This is a genomic window from Stenotrophomonas sp. B2 (genome assembly GCF_014947095.1).
GTDB classification, from domain to species: domain Bacteria; phylum Pseudomonadota; class Gammaproteobacteria; order Xanthomonadales; family Xanthomonadaceae; genus Stenotrophomonas; species Stenotrophomonas maltophilia_P.
The window spans coordinates 25753-44307 of record NZ_JADCQA010000010.1 but is presented as its reverse complement, the minus strand read 5'-3'; the positions used below and the strand labels follow the sequence as shown (position 1 = coordinate 44307).

Annotated in this window: 15 protein-coding genes; 9 read left to right on the top strand and 6 right to left on the bottom strand. The window is 67.4% G+C overall.

Annotation, left to right across the window (positions count from 1 at the left end):
- The first annotated feature begins 100 nt into the window (after positions 1 to 100).
- From rluD to IMX13_RS13030, 4 genes are read left to right on the top strand one after another with little or no spacing between them, the layout of a single operon-like run.
- Positions 101 to 1090, top strand: coding sequence for a 23S rRNA pseudouridine(1911/1915/1917) synthase RluD (rluD, locus tag IMX13_RS13045; RefSeq protein WP_193396496.1), 990 nt, complete (start codon positions 101 to 103; stop codon positions 1088 to 1090).
- Positions 1090 to 1860: a peptidoglycan editing factor PgeF gene (gene pgeF / locus IMX13_RS13040; protein ID WP_193396495.1), complete on the top strand. Its 771-nt coding sequence runs from the start codon at positions 1090 to 1092 to the stop codon at positions 1858 to 1860. The genes rluD and pgeF overlap by 1 nt, the downstream gene beginning before the upstream one ends.
- 2 nt (positions 1861 to 1862) lie before the next feature.
- The gene (locus IMX13_RS13035) at positions 1863 to 2387 is read left to right on the top strand and encodes a DUF4166 domain-containing protein (protein WP_193396494.1); all 525 of its coding nucleotides are present in this window, start codon (positions 1863 to 1865) and stop codon (positions 2385 to 2387) included.
- On the top strand, positions 2362 to 2778 hold the full coding sequence (locus IMX13_RS13030; RefSeq protein ID WP_053517013.1) for a thiol-disulfide oxidoreductase DCC family protein: 417 nt from the start codon (positions 2362 to 2364) through the stop codon (positions 2776 to 2778). The genes IMX13_RS13035 and IMX13_RS13030 overlap by 26 nt, the downstream gene beginning before the upstream one ends.
- Before the next feature lie 25 nt (positions 2779 to 2803).
- On the opposite strand, the gene IMX13_RS13025 is transcribed toward IMX13_RS13030, so the two are convergent.
- From IMX13_RS13025 to IMX13_RS13005, 5 genes are all read right to left on the bottom strand, one after another.
- Positions 2804 to 4114 (bottom strand): OmpA family protein, encoded by a 1311-nt coding sequence (locus tag IMX13_RS13025; protein ID WP_111186747.1) that lies wholly within the window; start codon positions 4112 to 4114, stop codon positions 2804 to 2806.
- A 322-nt stretch (positions 4115 to 4436) separates the two neighbouring features.
- Positions 4437 to 5801, bottom strand: coding sequence for an alpha,alpha-trehalose-phosphate synthase (UDP-forming) (gene otsA / locus IMX13_RS13020; RefSeq protein WP_053517011.1), 1365 nt, complete (start codon positions 5799 to 5801; stop codon positions 4437 to 4439).
- Positions 5798 to 7579, bottom strand: a complete 1782-nt coding sequence (locus tag IMX13_RS13015) for a glycoside hydrolase family 15 protein (RefSeq protein ID WP_053517094.1) — start codon at positions 7577 to 7579, stop codon at positions 5798 to 5800. The genes otsA and IMX13_RS13015 overlap by 4 nt, the downstream gene beginning before the upstream one ends.
- A 40-nt stretch (positions 7580 to 7619) precedes the next feature.
- Positions 7620 to 8378: a trehalose-phosphatase gene (gene otsB / locus IMX13_RS13010; protein ID WP_053517008.1), complete on the bottom strand. Its 759-nt coding sequence runs from the start codon at positions 8376 to 8378 to the stop codon at positions 7620 to 7622.
- Between the two features lie 158 nt (positions 8379 to 8536).
- On the bottom strand, positions 8537 to 10969 hold the full coding sequence (locus IMX13_RS13005; protein WP_193396493.1) for a TonB-dependent receptor: 2433 nt from the start codon (positions 10967 to 10969) through the stop codon (positions 8537 to 8539).
- Between the two features lie 215 nt (positions 10970 to 11184).
- On the opposite strand from IMX13_RS13005, the gene IMX13_RS13000 reads away from it, so the two are divergent.
- The 4 genes from IMX13_RS13000 to IMX13_RS12985 all read left to right on the top strand — a co-directional run bounded on the left by IMX13_RS13000 (position 11185) and on the right by IMX13_RS12985 (position 16687).
- Positions 11185 to 11667, top strand: a complete 483-nt coding sequence (locus IMX13_RS13000; RefSeq protein WP_193396492.1) for a DUF3574 domain-containing protein — start codon at positions 11185 to 11187, stop codon at positions 11665 to 11667.
- 36 nt (positions 11668 to 11703) lie between these two features.
- A complete protein-coding gene (locus IMX13_RS12995) occupies positions 11704 to 12555 on the top strand; it encodes an SH3 domain-containing protein (RefSeq protein WP_111186745.1) in 852 nt (283 codons plus the stop codon).
- Between the two features lie 109 nt (positions 12556 to 12664).
- A complete protein-coding gene (locus IMX13_RS12990; RefSeq protein WP_111186744.1) occupies positions 12665 to 14383 on the top strand; it encodes a thiamine pyrophosphate-dependent enzyme in 1719 nt (572 codons plus the stop codon).
- Positions 14384 to 15076: 693 nt separating this feature from the next.
- Complete coding sequence (locus IMX13_RS12985) at positions 15077 to 16687, top strand: hypothetical protein (RefSeq protein WP_111187260.1); 1611 nt, start codon at positions 15077 to 15079, stop codon at positions 16685 to 16687.
- A gap of 26 nt (positions 16688 to 16713) precedes the next feature.
- Here the strand turns inward: IMX13_RS12985 and IMX13_RS12980 are convergent, their stop codons facing one another.
- Positions 16714 to 17424: a glutathione S-transferase gene (locus IMX13_RS12980; RefSeq protein ID WP_065174750.1), complete on the bottom strand. Its 711-nt coding sequence runs from the start codon at positions 17422 to 17424 to the stop codon at positions 16714 to 16716.
- 171 nt (positions 17425 to 17595) lie between these two features.
- Between IMX13_RS12980 and IMX13_RS12975 the strand changes: the two genes are divergently transcribed.
- Complete coding sequence (locus tag IMX13_RS12975) at positions 17596 to 18417, top strand: DUF3014 domain-containing protein (RefSeq protein ID WP_193396491.1); 822 nt, start codon at positions 17596 to 17598, stop codon at positions 18415 to 18417.
- Positions 18418 to 18555: the final 138 nt, after the last annotated feature.

Here is an 18555-nt window from a genome sequence, read left to right as displayed (position 1 = left end):
GACGCGTCTGGAATACGAAGGGTCGATGATAGCCTAGTGTCCTGTCCTGCGACTGAAACCGACCGCCGGGACCCCAAAATTTCAAAGATACCCCCCTGCCATGTCTGAACAACCCTCCGAATCGGCCCGCCAGGCCATCGTCCCCGACACCGCCGCCGGCCGGCGTTTCGACGCCGTCGTGGCCGAACTGTTCCCCGAGTACTCCCGTTCACGCCTGACCGAATGGATCAAGGCCGGCGACGTCCTGCTCGATGGCGCCCAGGCGCGGCCGCGCGATCCGCTGCGCGGTGGCGAGGTGGTGACCCTGAACGTGGTGCTGGAGACCCAGACCGATGCCCAGCCGGAGGACATCCCGCTGGACGTGCTGTTCGAGGACGAGCACCTGCTGGTGATCAACAAGCCGGTCGGCCTGGTGGTCCACCCGGGTGCCGGCAACCACAGCGGCACCCTGGTCAATGCGCTGCTGTACCGCGACCCGTCGGTGGCGGTTCTGCCGCGCGCCGGCATCGTGCATCGCCTCGACAAGGACACCAGCGGCGTGATGGTGGTCGCCCGCACCCTGGAGGCGCTGACGGCCCTGGTCGAGCAGCTGGCCGCGCGTGATGTGCACCGCCAGTATCTGGCCATCGTGATGGGCGCTCTGGTGGCCGGCGGCACCGCCGATGCGCCGATCGACCGTCATCCGCGCGACCGCCTGAAGATGGCGGTGCGCGAAGACGGCAAGGACGCGATCACCCATTACCGCCTGCGCGAGCGCTTCCGGGCGCACACCGCGCTGGAATGCCGGCTGGAAACCGGCCGCACCCACCAGATCCGCGTGCATATGGCGCACCTGCGCCACCCCATCATCGGCGACCCGCTGTATGGCGGTGCGCTGAAGCTGCCCAAGGGCGCCAGCGACGAACTGGTGGCCGCGCTGCGTGGCTTCAAGCGCCAGGCCCTGCACGCCGAGACGCTGGAGTTCGTGCATCCCATCACCGGCGAGCCGGTGCGCAATTCGGCGCCGGTACCGGACGACATGCTGCACCTGATGAAGGTGCTGCGCGAAGACAGCGAGGCCTTTGCCGAGCGCGAGCGGGATCGCTGGTGATGGCGACCGCGCTGCCGCTGCTGCAGGCTGACTGGCCGGCGCCGCCGGGCGTGCAGGCGCTGACCACACGCCGGCACGGCGCGGGCATTTCGCCGGCACCCTTTGCCCAGTTCAACCTGGGCAACCGGCACGCAGCCGATGGTGATGCGCCGGCCAACGTCGAACACAACCGGCAACTGCTGCAGCAGGGACTGGCGCTGCCCTCCGCGCCGCACTGGCTGCGCCAGGTGCATGGCACCACCGTGCTGCGCTTTGATGGCCCGCCAGTGGCCGGGGCCAGCGAGCCGGTGGCCGATGCCGCGGTGACGTCGGTGCCGGGGGTGGTGCTGGCCATTCTGACCGCGGACTGCCTTCCGGTGGTGTTTGCCGCCGCCGACGGCAGCGAAGTGGGCGCCGCCCATGCGGGCTGGCGCGGCCTGGCCGATGGCATGCTGGAACACACGGTGGCCGCGATGCGCACCGCGCCGTCGCAGTTGCGGGTCTGGCTGGGCCCGGCGGCAGGGCCTGCCGACTATGAGATCGGCGAAGAGGTGTATCAGGCCTTCGTCGGCCACGAACCGGCGGCGGCCGCCGCCTTCGTGGCCACCCGCGCGGGGCACTGGAAGGTCGATCTGTTCGCACTGGCGCGCCAGCGCGTGCAGTCCGTGGGCGTGGACCCGGCCCAGGTGTCTGGCGGCACGATCTCCACCATTGCCGATCCGGACCTGTATTCGCACCGTCGCGACCGCCGCACCGGCCGCATGGCAACGCTGGCCTGGATCGCTCCCTGACCGTGCCGCTGTTCGCGCAGGTGCTGGGGCCGGCCTTCGCCACCCTGGCAGCACCGGTGCAGGCGTTGCATGCGGCGCCGCTGCCGTGCCGCCGTACCGGGCAGGCGCGGATCGCACGAGGCCGCCATTGGCTGGTGCCCATGCTGGCCGCGTTGGCGCGGCTGCCGAGGGAGGGGCACGCCTTGCCGGTCGAGGTGGTGTTCAGCGCCTGCGGGCAAGGCGAGCAGTGGGCGCGACGTTTCGGGCGCTGGCCGATGGTGTCGCGGCTGTGGGCACAGGAAGGCCGTCTGCATGAGCAGCTCGGGGCGGTGCACTTCGGATTCGAGCTGCGGGCGCGTGAAGGCGGCATCGACTGGTCGGTGCGCAGCGTCCGCGTGTTCGGCCTGCTGCCGCTGCCGACGCGCTGGTTCGACGGCGTGCGCTGCCGCGAGGCCTGGGCCGCAGAGCGCTACACTTTCCTGGTTGATGTGACATTGCCCTGGATTGGACCCCTGATCCGTTATGAAGGCTGGCTCGACCCGCAGTGACGCAGTGATCGTGTTCGATGGCGTCTGTGCGCTGTGCAGCCGCTGGGTGCGTTTCCTGCTGCGTGTGGACCGCCACGGGCGCTATCGCTTCGCAGCGATGCAGGGTACGCATGGCAGCCTGCTGCTGCGCAGCCATGGGCTGGATCCGCAGGACCCGCGCTCCTTTCTGCTGCTGGACGAGCAGGGCGCTTGGACTGACACGGACGCGATCCTGCGCGTGCTGACCGGGCTGGGAGGCGCATGGCGGCTGGCGGGCGTGCTGCGCCTGTTGCCGCGCAGCTGGCGGGATGCCGCCTATCGCAGGCTGGCCCGCAACCGATACCGCTGGTTCGGTCGTCACGACCGCTGCACGCTGCCGACGACGCAGCAGGCCGGCCGTTTCCTGGACTGATGCGCCGGTCGGTCCGCGCGCGGTGTCAGTGCGGAGCCGCAAGCAGCCGATAGGCGATGCGCTGGTTGCGCGCGCGGCCGTCCTCGCTGCGGTTGTCGGCTACCGGATGCTCTTCGCCGTGCCCCACCGCGACCAGCATCGGTGCCGGCACGCCATGCGCCTGCAACGCCGTCACCACCACGTCCGCACGCTGCTGGCTGAGCTGCCGGTTGGCCTCGGACGCGCCCTGGCTGTCGGTGTGAGCGGCCACTTCCACCCGTGTGCCCGGCGCAGTGCTGCGCAATGCGTCGGCCACCACCTGCAGCGTTTCGCTGGAGCTGCCGCGCAGTTCGCTGGAGCCGGGATGGAACTCCAGCCGGGTCAGGTTCAGCGCAGCGATCCGCTGCGCGGCGCCGGCATCGGCCGGCAGCCGCGACAATGCCGCCCGGCCCGGACCCCACAGCCCACTCATCCGCAGGGCGGGGAAATCCTGGCGGAGCTGCCGCGAGATCGCCAGGCGCCGCTCTTCGCTCAGGGCGGTGGAGTCGATATCCAGCTGGTTGCCGGCGAACTCCAGGCGCAGTCCGTCGCCCTGCAGGCAGGGCAGGGTGCGGATCAGGCGCTCGAACCAGCGCGGCGACCGGGCCTGCGGATCGATCTCGATACGGCCACTGACGTGCCCTGCGCCATGCACCGCAATCAACGCGCTCCACAGGCGGCGGCGCAGGGCGTCGCTGGGCAGGCTGCCATGGACCGAGACCTGCGCGCCGCGCTGGTGCAGGAACAGCCGCGCGTCGTGCTCGCGGACGATCGCCTGTGGCGTCCACAGCGGCGTGCGTGCCTTCAGCTGCAGCCATGCGGTAGCGCCGAGTACGACCACGGCGGCCATCATCCACAGCAGGCTGCGCAGGGCCATGCCCTGCACCCGCGGGGTGAGCAGGGTGCCGGCCATCTGCGGTCGCTGCCGCTGCGGGCGGTTGCGCAGCTGGCGCGGCTCCGAAGGGGCCGGCTCGATGGGCTGGGACGTCAATGCGATCAGCCCCGGCAGCAGATCGCAGGCCACGACCCGGAACGCCCCCGATGACAGTCTGCTGCGCCGGGCCAGCCGGTCCATGACCGGATCACCCAGCGCACGCTGCAGGTCGCTGGCCAGCACCGGCAGCGGCGGCTGCCCGGGACGCCGCCAGGATCGGAAGTGAACCCCCAGGCCCGCCTGCTCGAAGGTCTGCTCCAGTCCGTCTAGTCCCCGTGGGTGGGAGGCTATCCAGCCGGCAATCACATCAACCACCCAACGGGTGCGATGGCCCAGTCCCAGGCGGTGGCTGGCTTCTTCGATGAAACGGTCGTACGCGTGCATGCAGTGGATCCCCGGAGTGATGTGCACGCAGTCGTGCACGGTGCGGCTTCTGTCGATTGCAGGAGCTCTGGGGGCGCCACTGTGGGGAGGTCGCGTCAATGCGAAATGAAATATCGCCGGTTCATTTTCTTTCGTTTTCCGCGATGGCGTCGCGAGGACGCCACGCAGCTGGCTGGAAGCCTTGGGGCAGCAGGACGTTCGCCTGCCTGAGTGCCACTTGCGACAGTGGCTGTGGAGATCACGCCACAGCGGCGGGATGGTTGCATGCGCAATTACTTTCGAGCCAAAAGCGTCAAGTTTCGGCGTACAGAATGCGCCTGATTCAGCCTTCGAGGGCGTCCAGGTAGCTGCGCCGCCAATGGTTGATGTCGTAGGTGCGCAGGTGCTCCATCATGGCGTGCCAGCGCTCCTGGCGCTTGCGCAGCGACATGGTGGCGGCCGTGGCGATGGCATCGGCCACGCCGTCCAGATCGTGCGGGTTGACCAGCAGCGCCTGCTTCAGTTCATCGGCGGCGCCGGCCAGAAGGGACAGCACCAGCACGCCCGGATCCTCCGGGTCCTGCGAGGCGACGTACTCCTTGGCGACCAGGTTCATGCCATCGCGCAGCGGGGTGACCAGACCGACGGCCGCCGCGCGGTAGAAGCCGGTGAGGGTGGCATGGGTGAAGTTCTGGTTGACGTAGCGAAGCGGCGTCCAGTCCGGCTCGGCATGGCCACCGTTGATGTGCCCGGCGATCTGTTCCAGCTGGCTGCGCAGTTGCCGGTACTCGGTGACATCACCGCGCGAGACCGGCGCGATCTGCAGGTAGGTCAGGGTGCCGCGCTGGTCGGGGTGGCGCTGCAGGTAACGTTCGAAGCCGAGGAAACGTTCGGGCAGCCCCTTGGAATAGTCCAGGCGGTCCACGCCGATGGCCAGCTGCCGATCCCGCAGACTGGCCCGCAGGTTCTTCACGGCGGCCTTGGCCGCTGCGGTGCTGGCCTGACGCGCGATAAGCCCGGTGTCGATGCCGATCGGGAAGGCGGCAGCGCGGAAGCGGCGCCCCCCCGGGGCCTCCAGTTCGCCGTTGTCGAGCACGCGACCGCCGCCGAACAGCCGCAGGTAGGTCTGGAAGCGATCGGCATCGCGCTGGGTCTGGAATCCCACCAGGTCATAGGCATACAGCGCGGAGAACAGCCGCAGGTGGTCGGGCATGGCCTGCAGCAGGTCCGCCGAGGGCATCGGGATGTGCAGGAAGAAGCCGATGCGGCAGCCGATGCCGCGCTCGCGCAGCAGGGCACCCAGCGGGATCAGATGGTAGTCGTGGATCCAGACGATATCGTCCTCGCGCAGCAACGGCGCGAGCTTGTCCGCGAACATCGCATTGACCTTGTGATATGTCTCGCGCGTGCCGCGGTCATAGTCGACCAGGTCCAGGCGGAAATGCAGCAGCGGCCACAGCGTGCGGTTGGCGAAGCCGTTGTAGTAGCCGTCCACCTCGCGCTTGTTCAGGTCCATGGTGACGAAGCGGATGTCGCCGTCCTGCTGTTCATGCAGCGCGCCGCTGCCATCACGCACGGTCTTGCCACTCCAGCCGAACCACATGCCGCCGCGCTCCTTGAGCGCAGCCAGCAGGCCCACCGCAAGGCCCCCGGCGCGGTTCTCGCCGGGCACGGCAACGCGGTTGGAGACCACCACCAGACGACTCATGATGCCTCCTGCCACGAACGCGACAGGCGCATCGCTGCCGTGATCAGACCCACATGCGAATACGTCTGCGGGAAGTTGCCCCATGCTTCGCCGCTGTCGAAGGCCAGGTCCTCTGACAGCAGGCCAAGATGGTTGCGCTGCTTCAACAGCGTCTCGAACATCTCGCGTGCCTCATCCATGCGCCCGATCGCCGCCAGCGCATCGATGTACCAGAAGGTGCAGATGGTGAAGCTGGTTTCCGGCTCGCCGAAATCGTCCGGTGCGATGTAGCGGTACAGCGAATTGCCATGCTTGAGGTCGCGGCCGATGGCCTCGACGGTGGCGATGAAACGTGCGTCGAGTGCATCGATGAAGCCGATGTCGGCCAGCAGCAGCAGCGACGCGTCCAGGCGATGGCCGTCGAAGGTGTCGGTGAAGTGGCCCAGCGATTCGCTCCAGGACCGCTGCATGATGCGCGCGTGGATGATGTCGGCGCGCTCGCGCCAGTAGCGTGCACGGTCATCGCGCTTGAGCCTCACGGCGATCTTGCACAGGCGATCGCAGGCGGCCCAGCACATCGCGCTGGTGTAGGTGTGCACCTCGGTGCGGCCGCGGAACTCCCACAGGCCTGCGTCGGGGACGTCGTGCAGGGCAAAGGCCTGTTCGCCCAGCGGTTCCAGCCGGGCAAAGGTATGGGCATCCCCGGGGTCCTGCAGGCGACGATCGAAGAACAGCTGGGTGGAGGCCAGCACCACGCTGCCGTACACATCGTGCTGGCGCTGTACCCAGGCCAGGTTGCCGCGGCGCACCGGTCCCATCCCGCGGTAGCCGGACAGGCTGGGGACTTCGTCCTCGTCCAGCTTGGCCTCGAATCCGATACCGTACAGCGGCTGCAGCGTGCCGTCGGTGGTGGCGAGGTTGAAGATGTAGCCGAGGAACTGTTCCATCGTACGGGTGGCGCCAAGCCGGTTCAGCGAACGCACCACGAACGCAGCATCGCGCAGCCAGCAGTAGCGGTAGTCCCAGTTGCGCACGCTGCCGGGAGCCTCGGGAATCGAGGTGGTCATCGCCGCGATGATCGCCCCACTGTCCTCGTACTGGCACAGCTTGAGAGTGATCGCGCTGCGGATCACCGCGTCCTGCCATTCCAGCGGGATCGACAGATAGCGCACCCATTCGCGCCAGTAGTCACGCGTGCGCTGGAACGCTTCCTGCACATAGCCGCTGATCGAGCGGTTGAGCGATTCATCCACGCCCAGGATCAGGTGCACAGGGTGGTTGAGGACGAACGGCAGGCCATCACGGACCATTCGGACCGGCACATCGGTGGTCAGTCGCAGCACGTGGTCGGGCAGGATCCAGCGCACGTGGTTGCTGCCCCACGTGGATTCGGGAACACGTGCGCCCCAGTCGGCCAGCGGCCGTGCGCGGATGACGATACGTGGGCTGCCGGCCAATGGCCGCACCTGGCGGATCAGGCTGACCGGCCGGTAGAAGCGGTCGTTCTGCCGCCAGCGTGGCGCGAAATCGAGGATCTCCAGCGCACCTCCATGCGTGTCGCGCAGCACCGTGCGCAGGATGGCGGTGTTGGTGAGATATTCCTGCTCGCTGTCGGCGAAGTCCTCCAGCTCGACGGCGAAGTCGCCGCCTGTCTGCTGGTTCGGGCCCAGCAGCGCACAGAAGGTGGGGTCGCCGTCAAAGGTGGGCAGGCAGCTCCAGACGACACGGGCATGTTTGTCGACCAGGGCGCCGAAGCTGCCGTTGCCGACCACGCCCAGATCAAGATCGGGTTGGGTCATCACGCGGTACATCTCGGTTGCGGCCGTGGGGGTGGCCGGGTCAATAGGCATTCTCGCGCAGCCAGGCGTGCACGCTGCGTATGTCAGGCAGCGCGAACACGGCGGCGCTGGGTTCACGCTCGCCGATCAGCACGCTCCAGCCATGCTGGCCGTTGGCGGCGTCGAATCCGAATTCATCCGTCAGGTCATCGCCGAGGAACACGGGCAGGCGGCCCCGGAACGGCAGGTACTGCATCATCCGCCGGATCGCGCGGCCCTTGTCGGTGCCGACGGGCACGAACTCGACCACGTGATCGCCGGGTTGCAGGCGGTAGCTGGAGCGACCGCGCACATGGCGGTCAGCGAACGCCCGCACCTCGCTTCCAGCGTGCGGCGCCTCGCGCCAGTGCAGGGCCAGGCCCACACCCTTGTCTTCCACCAGTACCCCGGGATGGCCATGGGCAAAACGCATCGCCTGCTGATGCAGGGCATGTAGCCATTCGGCGGTGTCATCGTCATGTTCGTCGCGCAGCACGCGTCCGTCCTGGCCACGCAGTTCATGGCCGTGCAGGCCGGCCGCAGGCAGCTGCAGAGGCGCGAACAACTGGTCAAGCTGTGCCAGAGGACGGCCACTGACCAGTGCTACGGCACCTTCCAGGCGGTCGCTGATACGACCGATGGCCTCACGCACATCGGGCAGCAGCTGCACGGCGTCCGGTCGTGCAGCGAATTCAATCAGGGTGCCATCGACATCGAGGAACAACGCGCAGGCATCGTCCAGCAATGGAGGTGGCGGACGCAGGGGGAGCGGTTCAGCCATGACGCCCAGCCTGCCAGCGTGGGCGTGTACGTGGGGTCGAGAGCAGGCGACGACGGTGCGTCGGCGCTGTCTGTCGGTTGCCGGCACAAGGGAGCGGTACCGGAGCGGGGCAGTGCGGACCCACGGTCCGCACCACCGCAGACACGCGTCAGCCGCGGTCAGAACGTGTAACGGACGCGGCCGTAGTAGTAGGCGCCGTTGCTGCCGATCGGCGAAAGCACGTCGTAGGGCAGATTGCCGAAGTAATGGATGTCCTCATTGGATCGATCCGGGTAGTTGTCGGTCAGATTCTGTCCGCCGATGGCCACGCTCCATCGGGCGCTGATGCGATACTCCACTTCTGCATCCAGCTGCCATTCGGCCTGGTAGGTCTGGCGCGGAATGTAACCGTCACCGAAGTTGAAGACACGGGTGACGCTGCCATAGCGGTTCACCCGGCTGCTGAGTGACCAGCGGTCATTGCTCCATGCTGCAGAGACGCTGCCGCGCGTGCGCGGGGTGGCGTCGGTCAGCGTGTTGGTCTCTTCGATGCCGAACAGCACATAGTCCGGATCGAGCGCCTGCAGTTGTGCAGGGGTAGCCAGCACGTTCTTCAGCGTGGTCTTGGTATAGGCGTAAGTGCCGGTCAGCAGCAGCTGGCCGTTGCCCAGCGCCTGCCGCCAGTTGCTGACCAGTTCGGCGCCACGGGTACGTGTATCGGCGGCATTGACGAAGAAGCTGGCGCTCTGCAGGCCACTGACGCCGTAGTTGGCGGCGACGTAGTCGGTCAGCGCATCGCCGGTGATGCTTTCGGACAGCGCGATGCGGTCATCGATGTCGATCTGGAAGAAGTCCAGCGACAGGTCGAAGTGCTCGCCGATGCGGCTGGTGAAGCCCAGCGACGTGTTGATCGACTTTTCGGGCTTGAGGTCCTGCGCGCCCAGGCCGCGGGCAATCGGATTGTTGACCGACAGCAGCCGGCCCTGCACCAGCTGGCCGCCGGCGTTGTAGCCAGTGGAGGTCGACTCGTAGCCGATCTGTGCCAGCGACGGGGCGCGGAAGTTGTTGGAGATCGCGCCACGCAGGGCGAAGGCCGGGGTGAACTGGTAACGCAGGCCGAGCTTGCCGGTCAGTTCGCCGCCGAAATCATCGCTGTGCTCGTAGCGCGCAGCCAGGTCGCTGGAGAAGTGATCGCCGAACTGGCTGGACAGGCTGGCATAGGCGCTGGCCACGTCGCGCGACAGGGTGGCGGCATCCTGCGGCGTGAGGCCGCCGCCGGCCTGCGAGCCGGTGGGACGGTCGGTAAACGGGCCGGCCGCATAGCTGGCGGGGTCGCCGGGACGGGTCTGGTAGCGCTCACGGCGCGCTTCCGCGCCCAGGCCCAGCGTATGGCTGATGCTGTCGCTCTGGGTGAACACACGGCTCAGGTCCAGGTTGCCGACGGTCTGAGCGTACTCATAATCAGCCGTCTTGAAGCGTGTCGGGCTGGCCGGACCCAATGAGGCGTTGAGCGAATCACGCAGGCGATAGGTGAAATCGTTCTGGCCATGGTCCAGGCTGCCGTCGTAGCTCCACTCACCCCATTGGCCGCGCACACCGGCGACCGCCTGCACGTCGCGGTTCTCGCCTTCGGAGACCGGCCGGTAACCGTTCGGATAGACCTCCTTCCAGTTGGCCTCGCCGTCCGGGTAGCGGAAATAGTTCGCGCCTTCGGTATCGCGCTGGTTGAAGGTACCGAACGCGTAGAAGGTGGAGGTCTGGCCGACCGGGATTTCAGTGTTGAGCCACAGGTTGATGTCCTTGCTCTCACCATCGCCCAGCACGTAGTTGCGCTTGCCCTGCAGTGCCAGGTTGTCCGGGGTCTGGTCCCACGGTGGAATCTGGTCGAAGCCGGCGCGGTTGGTCCCGTTGCGGTGCTTGTACTCCAGGCCGACGCGCAGGAAGCCACCGTCCTCACCCAGCGAGGTGCCCACTTTGGCGCTGATGTTGCCGGCCTGCCCATCGGTAAGGGTGCGGCCGATCGGCTTCAGATCGGTGTGATTTGCACCGTAGCTGGCTTCGATCTCGCCGCCGTCGCCACCATTGTCGAGGATCACATTGATGACACCTGCCACGGCGTCGGAGCCATACAGCGCGCCGGCACCGTCGCGAAGCACTTCGATGCGCTTGATCGCGCTGACAGGGATGGCATTGAAGTCGACCGGCGTGGTGCCCTTGCCGATCTTGCTGTCGGTGTTGACCAGGGCGGTGTGGTGGCGGCGCTTGCCGTTGATCAGCACCAGTACCTGATCCGGCGACAGGCCGCGCAGCTGCGCGGCGCGGACGTGGTCGGCGCCACCGGAATTGGACTGGCGCGGGAAGTTGAACGACGGCAACAGCGCCTGCAGCGCACTGCCGAGTTCGCCGTTGACCACGCCGGCCTTGCGGATGTCCTCGGCGGTAAGCACATCCACCGGCGAGGTGGATTCGAGCACCGTGCGGTCGGCGGCACGGGTGCCGGTGACGATCACGGTGTCGAGGTTGGTGGCGTCCTGGGCCAGGGCCGGGGCGATGGGGGAGAGCGCAAGGGCAATGGCGAGGCCGAGCGGCGACGCGGGCAGGCGGGCGGACATGGGGGCTCCAGCAACAACGACGACGGGGAAGGGGGGAGATAGTTTCACTTACATCCATCCGGATGAAGCGATATATTATCTTCGCGTGATGACCGGTGCTGATGCAAGCCCCTGCCGGTCCGGCATGAGCTGATGCCCTGTTGGCATCAGCACGCCGGGCCGGTGGCGCTGTACGCTGCCGGCTCGCACTGTCCCCCTTCCCCGGAGCTGTACCGATGAAACACCTTGGCCTTGCCTTCGCTGTTCTGCTTGCCGCCAGTGGCTGCGCCAGCCTCTCCTCGCAGGCGCCCAGCGCCTACGCTACGGCCGCGACCGCTGAACTGAAGGGGGATGCCGCACGCCCGTCCGCTGGCCAGGGCTGGGTGCGCAGCGAGCTGTACTTCGGGGTGGGCGAGGAGCAGGGCGCCGGCAACCGACCGCAGGCCGACACCATCAGCGAGGCGCAGTGGCGGACGTTCCTGGACAAGGAAGTGACCCCGCGCTTCCCCGATGGCCTGACCGTGTTCGATGCCTACGGCCAGTGGCTGTTCCGGGGTGATGCTGCGCCGAACCGCCTGCGCACCAAGGTACTGGTGGTGCTGCACGAAGACAGCCCGCAGCGTCGTGCCGACATCGAAGCCATCCGCCTGGCGTGGAAGCAGCAGACCGGGCACCAGTCGGTGCTGTGGTCGCGACAGGCCGTTGACGTATCGTTCTGACCGGGAGGCGCCGCCCTGGCGTCGCAGGGAAAGACGATGAGACACAGGGACACCGTGATTGGCCTGCTGGCGGGCCTGCTGGTACCGCTGGCGCACGCTGCTGACAGCGATGCGTCGCTGCGCTTCGAGGCGGCACCTGGCATTGGCGTGCAGGCTGAGGTGGCGGAGGACGGCAGCATTGCCGTGCAGCTGCTGCCCTCTGGCAAGCGGCTGAGCCTGCCGGGTGCCCCGGACGTCGACGGCAATTCGCGGTTGTCAGCCGAGGATGTTGATTTCGATGGGCGCCCGGAGCTGGTTGCGCGGGCGTCGGTCGGCATGGTCAATGAAGCGGTGGCGGTGTATCGCTACGATCCGACCAGCGGTGGTTTCCGCGCGCTGCAGGCCGAAACCCATGGGCGTGACAACTGCGGCGGCCTGATGGGGCTCACCGTTGATGCCGCCACGCGCACGTTGACCAGCAGCTGCCGCAGCGGCCCGATGTGGTACACGGACCAGTACCGGTTTGCAGGCGCGAAACTCTATCTGTATCGCGCCGAGCGCGTCTTGATGCTGGGCGATACCCTGAACGCCGCACTGCGGTGGGTGCCGGCCGACGAGCAGGGCCCGTCGGCGGTCTGGCGCACCTTTGATCCCACCGGTCGTGTGCTGGAGAGCGCGATCGCTGATGGCCTGGGCGCACCGCCCGACGGCCCGCTGCGCAGCCAGCAGGCCACCGTGGTGCCGGCGCGCCTGTTCCTGTTCGACCGGCCCGGTGCGCCCAGCACCCAGCGTTACCTGCTGCAGGGCGACCGCGTGGAACTGCTGGATGAACACGAGGGTTGGCTGAAGGTGCGGTATCGCAACCCGAAGAGCGGCGCGGTGGTGGGCTGGATCAACGTCAACGATTGACCCGATATCGCTCTGCAGTTTGCCTGTCGAGGCGATGCGTGGCTTGCCCACGGAGGCATCACTTCGTCGGGTCTAGCCTCGGACGTTCCCCCGTTCGAGGATGCATCCGATGAGCAAGCGCGTTGCCGAGATCGTTGTCGATACCCTGCAGCAGGCGGGTGTCCGCCGCTGTTATGGCATCGTCGGCGACACGTTGAACCACGTCACCGATGCACTGCATCGCAGCGAAATCGAATGGGTACATGTGCGCCACGAAGAGGTGGCCGCCTTCGCCGCCGGCGCCGATTCGCTGGTGAGCGGCGAGCTGACGGCCTGTGCCGGCTCCTGCGGTCCCGGCGGCCTGCATTTCATCAATGGCATCTTTGAAAGCAACCGCAACCGCGCACCGATGGTGCTGATCGCCAGCCAGGTGGTGACCAGCGAACTGGGCATGGAATTCCCCCAGGAAGTGGATTTCAAGGCGGTCTATGGCAGCTGCACGGTGTTCTGCGAACAGGTGCACAGCCCGGCGCAGGCACGACGCGTGGTCGCCCTGGCCTGCCAGGCGGCGATCAGCCGCCGCGGCGTGGCGGTGGTGATCCTGCCGGCCGACATCAGCCAGGCCGAGGTGAAGCACGATGTGCCGTTCTCGGTGCACTACGCCCAGCCGGTGCTGCGCCCGTCGGATGGCGAGCTGCAGCGCATCGCCGAGTTGCTGGGGCAGGGCAAGCGCATCGGCATCTATGCCGGTGCCGGTTGCCAGGGCGCCCATGCGCAGCTTCTGGAACTGGCCCGGCGCCTGCAGGCCCCGATCGCGCACACCTCGCGTGCCAAGGACTTCGTCGAGCCGGACAACCCGTACAACATGGGCATGACCGGCATCTTCGGCATCGAATCCGGGTTCCACACCCTGATGGAGTGCGACACGCTGCTGCTGCTCGGCGCCGATTTTGCCTGGGGGCAGTTCTATCCGGACAAGGCGACGATCATCCAGGTCGATCGCGATGGCAGCCATCTCGGTCGCCGCCATCCGGTGAACCTGGGCGTGGTGGGTGACATCGCACCGACGCTGGATGCACTGCTGCCGATGCTGCCACCCCGCGAGGACAGCACGTTCCTCGACGAGTGCATCGAGCGTCGCGACAAGGCGCTGGCCAAGCGTGAGCAGGAGGAGCAGCCGGGCGAGGGCGAACTGATCCATCCGCAGCACCTGACCGCGCTGCTGTCGAAATACGCCAGCGACGATGCGTTGTTCACCGCCGACGGTGGCTCGCCGATGGTGTGGGTGCTGCGGCATATCCGCGTCAATGGCCGTCGCCGCACGCTTACCAGTCTCCTGCACGGGACGATGGCCAATGCGATGCCGCAGGCGCTGGGCCTGCAGAAGGCGTTCCCGGGCCGGCAGGTGATCTCGCTGTCGGGCGATGGCGGCCTGGCGATGCTGCTGGGCGATTTGCTGACCGCCGTGCAGGAGAAGCTGCCGATCAAGGTGGTGGTGTTCAACAACGGTTCGTTGAACTTCGTGGAGCTGGAGCAGAAGGTGGAAGGGCTGCTGGACAACTACACCGATCTGAAGAATCCGGATTTCGGCCGTCTGGCCGAGGTGATCGGTTTCCATGGCCGCACGGTCACCCGCAGCGAGGACCTGGAGGAGGCCGTACAGGACTTCCTCGCCCAGCGCGGTCCGGCATTGCTGGACGTGCATACCAGCCGGGCGGAGCTGGTGATGCCGCCGCAGATCGAGGCCAAACAGGTGGCGGGTACGGCCCTGTATGCGGCCAAGGCGGTGTTGAATGGCCGCTTCGACGACGTGAAGCATCTGCTGGTGGACAACTTCCTGAAGAAGTGAGGGGGGGGCGATGCAGGGCTGCGCCCTGCACCCGCTACGCGCCAGAGCCAGAGCCAGAGCCAGAGCCAGAGCAGAAGCTGGTTTCCTGAGGGATGGCGGGGTGGGTCCGGTTGCGGGGGACGCCGTAAACCCGTCCTTGGGGGCTTGGCCGCGGCATCCATGCCGCGGACACCCCCGCAACCGGACCCACCCCGCCTTCGACAGATTCCTGTGATCTGTCGGAATGGCATGGCTGTTGCCTGATGGGTGTCGACCTTGGTCGACACGGTAGAACCACGCCATGCGTGGATGAACGAAGGAGTGATCGGGATGATCTTCTGTAGCCGAGCCATGCTCGGCTCAGAGGCTTCGCGTATGGCAGCCGAGCATGCGCTCGGCGCTACAACGAGAGCCTGCCTTTGCTTTTGATCTTTTGATTCTCTTCCGTGGCTGGCACACGCGGGAAACTGTCAGGGGCCGGGCGGGTGGGCGTCGCGGGGGTGTCCGCGGCATGGATGCCGCCGCCAAGCCCCCAGGGATGGGTTCACGGCGTCCCCCGCGACGCCCACCCGCACGGGCCAGCCCGGGATCTGCGATTTGCGCCCGGCCACGAGGGGCCCCGCCGTTGGCTGGAACCCATCATTCCACCGTGGAATTGGCGCGCCGGCCCCGCTGGGCCTACCATCGGCGCTCCCCACCCCCATCGCCCCTTCCATGTCCGCTCCCGCTTCCGCCGCACCGCGTCGCTGGTTCGTCGCCGGTGACTTCAATGGCTTCTTCGGCCTGGTCGTCGACAACCTCTCCATCCTCGGCTTCATCGCCATGGCGTTGGTCGGCATCTTCCAGTTTCCCGCCGACGTGGTGTTCGGCCGCATGTTTCCCGGTACCGCCTTCGGCGTGCTGATCGGCAATCTGCTGTACACGTTGATGGCGCGCCGGTTGGCGGCACGCACAGGGCGTGATGACGTCACGGCGATGCCGCTGGGGCTGGATGCGCCTACCAGCATCGGCATGGCGTTGCTGGTGCTCGGTCCGGCGTTCGTCGCGTTCAAGCAGCAGGGCATGGACCCGCATGCCGCCGGCATTGCGACCTGGCAGCTGGGCATGGCGGCGCTGGTCATCATGGGCGCGCTCAAGCTGGTGCTCTCCTTCTTCGGCGAAGCCGTCACCCGCGCGCTGCCGCGTGCAGCGTTGCTCGGCTCCATCGCCGGCATCGCGCTGGTACTGATGGGCCTGCTGCCGTTGCTGGAAACCCTGCGTTCGCCACTGGTCGGCTTCACCACGTTGGGCCTGCTGCTGTATGTGCTGATCGCCAAGGGCCGGCTGCCGGTGCGTGGCCCGGGTGTGCTGCTGGCGTTCGTGTTCGGCACCGTCCTGTACTACGGCCTCGGTCTGGCGGGACTGGGGGCCCCCGGCTTCCACGTGCCGGCGTGGACGCCGCCGCAGGTGGTGCTGCCGCTGCCGACGCTGGGCTTCCTGGACGGCCTGCCCACGGCAATGACCTACCTGCCGCTGCTGTTGCCGTTCGGCCTGCTGATGGTGGTCGGTGGCATCAACGTGTCCGAGAGCGCGCGCGCGGCCGGGGATGATTACCGCACCCGCGATATCCTGCTGGTGGAAGCGGTGGCCACGCTGGTGGCCGGTGTCTGCGGCGGTGTCGCGCAGACCACCCCCTACATCGGCCAGCCTGCATACAAGCACATGGGCGCACGCAGCGGGTACACGCTGCTGACGGGCCTGTTCGTCGGCATCGGCGGCATGCTGGGCATCATTTCCGGGCTGGTGCAGTGGCTGCCGCTGGCGGTGCTGGCGCCGATCATCGTGTACGTCGCCATCGACATCACCACCCAGGCCTTCCAGGCCACACCGCGACAGCACGCCGGAGCGATGGTGTTCGGCTTCCTGCCTTCGGTGGCCTACCTGCTGGCGATCAAGGCGCCGGGCTGGATCGCACCGGACCAGCTGCCGCAGCTGCTGACCAAGCTCGATGGACACGGCCTGCCGGAACTGGCGGTGATCTTCACTCTGGGCAACGGCTTCATCATCACCTCGATGCTGTGGATTTCCGCCGTGGCCGCGATGGTTGACGGCCGTCTGCGCCGCGCCTGCGGCTTCCTGCTGGTGGCGGCTGTGCTGACCCTGTTCGGCCTGATCCACTCGGTGGATCCGCGCGGCGGCATCTATCTGCCGTGGGACCTTGAAGGCCTGGCGCGTACCATCAGCTGGCAGTTTGCGGGGGCTTACGTGGCGCTGGCACTGCTGCTGGGGCTGTTGTCGCTGCAGAAGCAGGCGGTGAAGCCGCTGGGTGATCGCGCCGATCATTGACCGGGAACGCCGGGCATGGCCCGGCGCTACCGCTCTCCGTCCAGCTCGGGGTAGTGGCGGAAGATGCCGTTGGTGTTGAACGCCAATCGCCGCTCCGACGCGAGATAGGCAGCGATGTTCGGTCGCTTCGCCACCCGCTCCTGCAGTGCCCGCAGCAGGGGCAGGCGCGGCGTGAGTGCCTGCATCCGGCGCGGGAACATGTAGTCCAGCCCGCTCATCAGCTGGAACAGCGACAGATCCACGTAGGAGTGCTCGCGCAGTGCATGGCGGCCACCGTTGGCCGCCAGCACCTGCTCGAAATAGCCGAGGAACTTCGGCAGCCGCTCGCTGCGCAATGACGCCGCACGTGCGTTGGCTTCGGTCTTCTGTTCCTCGTAGTACTTCGACGCGGCAATCGGATGGTGGGTGTCGTGTACTTCAGCCACCAGGTCGGCAATGGTCAGCTGCAACTGCAGCGCCTGCATGCGCCGCGCCGCGGCCTGCGGCACCAGATCCAGGGTCGGGCCGAGAAAATCCAGGATCGCTGCGACCTGCGCGATGACCTGTCGCCCCGCCTTGAGGAACGGGGGAGCGAACGGTTGCGCGCCCTCACTGTGGCCATCGAGAAAGGGCTGCATCACGGCGTCGCCATGTATCCGCGCCATGTCGATGTAGTCGGCGCCAGCGTCTTCCAAGGCCAATCGTACGAATTCGCCACGTCCCTGGATGCCGGTCCAGTAGTACAACGCGTAGTGCATGACACGGTCTCTCCACGACAAGGTGCACAGCCTCGCGCAGCGCGCGCAAAGCAGGCGTGAGTGTGCCCTGCGTGCGGCGCCAACCCCAACGGCAGCGGAACACGCGGGGAACCCTCGGGAATCGAGAGGGTCACACCTTGTCCATGCAGATGGAAAACGAGGGACTGCATCATGCAGAGTGGAAAGGCGGTATGGCCCTGGGTGCTGGGTGTGGTGGTGATCGGTGGCGCGGGCGGTTGGCTGTTCCGCGATCAGCTCAAGAGCCTGGCGGACGGTGTCCCGGTGCCGGTGCAGTCGCCCCCCGCCAGTGCTGGCGCACCGCCACAACCGAAGGCGGCCGCAGAAACCGCACCGGCGCCGCCCGCCATCCAGCATCCGCTGGACACCGAAGCCGCGGCCGATCCCGCGCTGCCGAAACTGGCCGACAGCGATATCGTGGCCTGGAGCGCATTGAGCCAGCTGTTCCAGGGGGAGGGGCCGCTCACCCTGCTGCTGCGCGATCACCTGATCCAGCGCCTGGTGACCCAGGTCGACAATCTGGACAAGCCCAGTGTTCCGCCGACCGCATTGGCCGCGCGGCCTCTGCCGGGGAGCCTGCAGGTCGAGCCGGGCGAGGGCGGGGAACGCATCGCCGCCAGCAACGCCGCGCGCTATGCGCCCTATGTGCAGGCATTCACCGCGCTGGACCCGGCGGCAACGGCTACGGCGTACAAGCGCTTCTACCCGTTGATCCAGCAGGCCTATGTCGATCTTGGGCGGCCAGAGGGCTACTTCAATGATCGCCTGGTGGCGGTGATCGACCATCTGCTGGAGACCCCGGAGCCGCAGCAGGCGCCCCTCGTTCAACGCGATGAACGGGGCCGCTACCGCTTCGTGGATCCGGATCTGCAGGCGCGCTCGATTGGCCAGAAGGCCCTGCTGCGCATGGGTGTGGCGCAATCGCGGGCGGTCAAGCAGCAGCTCCGGGCGATCCGCGGCGCGATCGCGCGCTGAGCGATCGCGGGCGCGGCCCGCCATGCGTACTGATCCGGATCAACGCGCCGACCACACCCGTTCCGGCATGCTGGCCCCAGGCTGACTGGCCCCGGGGTGCAGTCGCAGCCACCCTTGAAACCGGGTGGTGCAACCGCA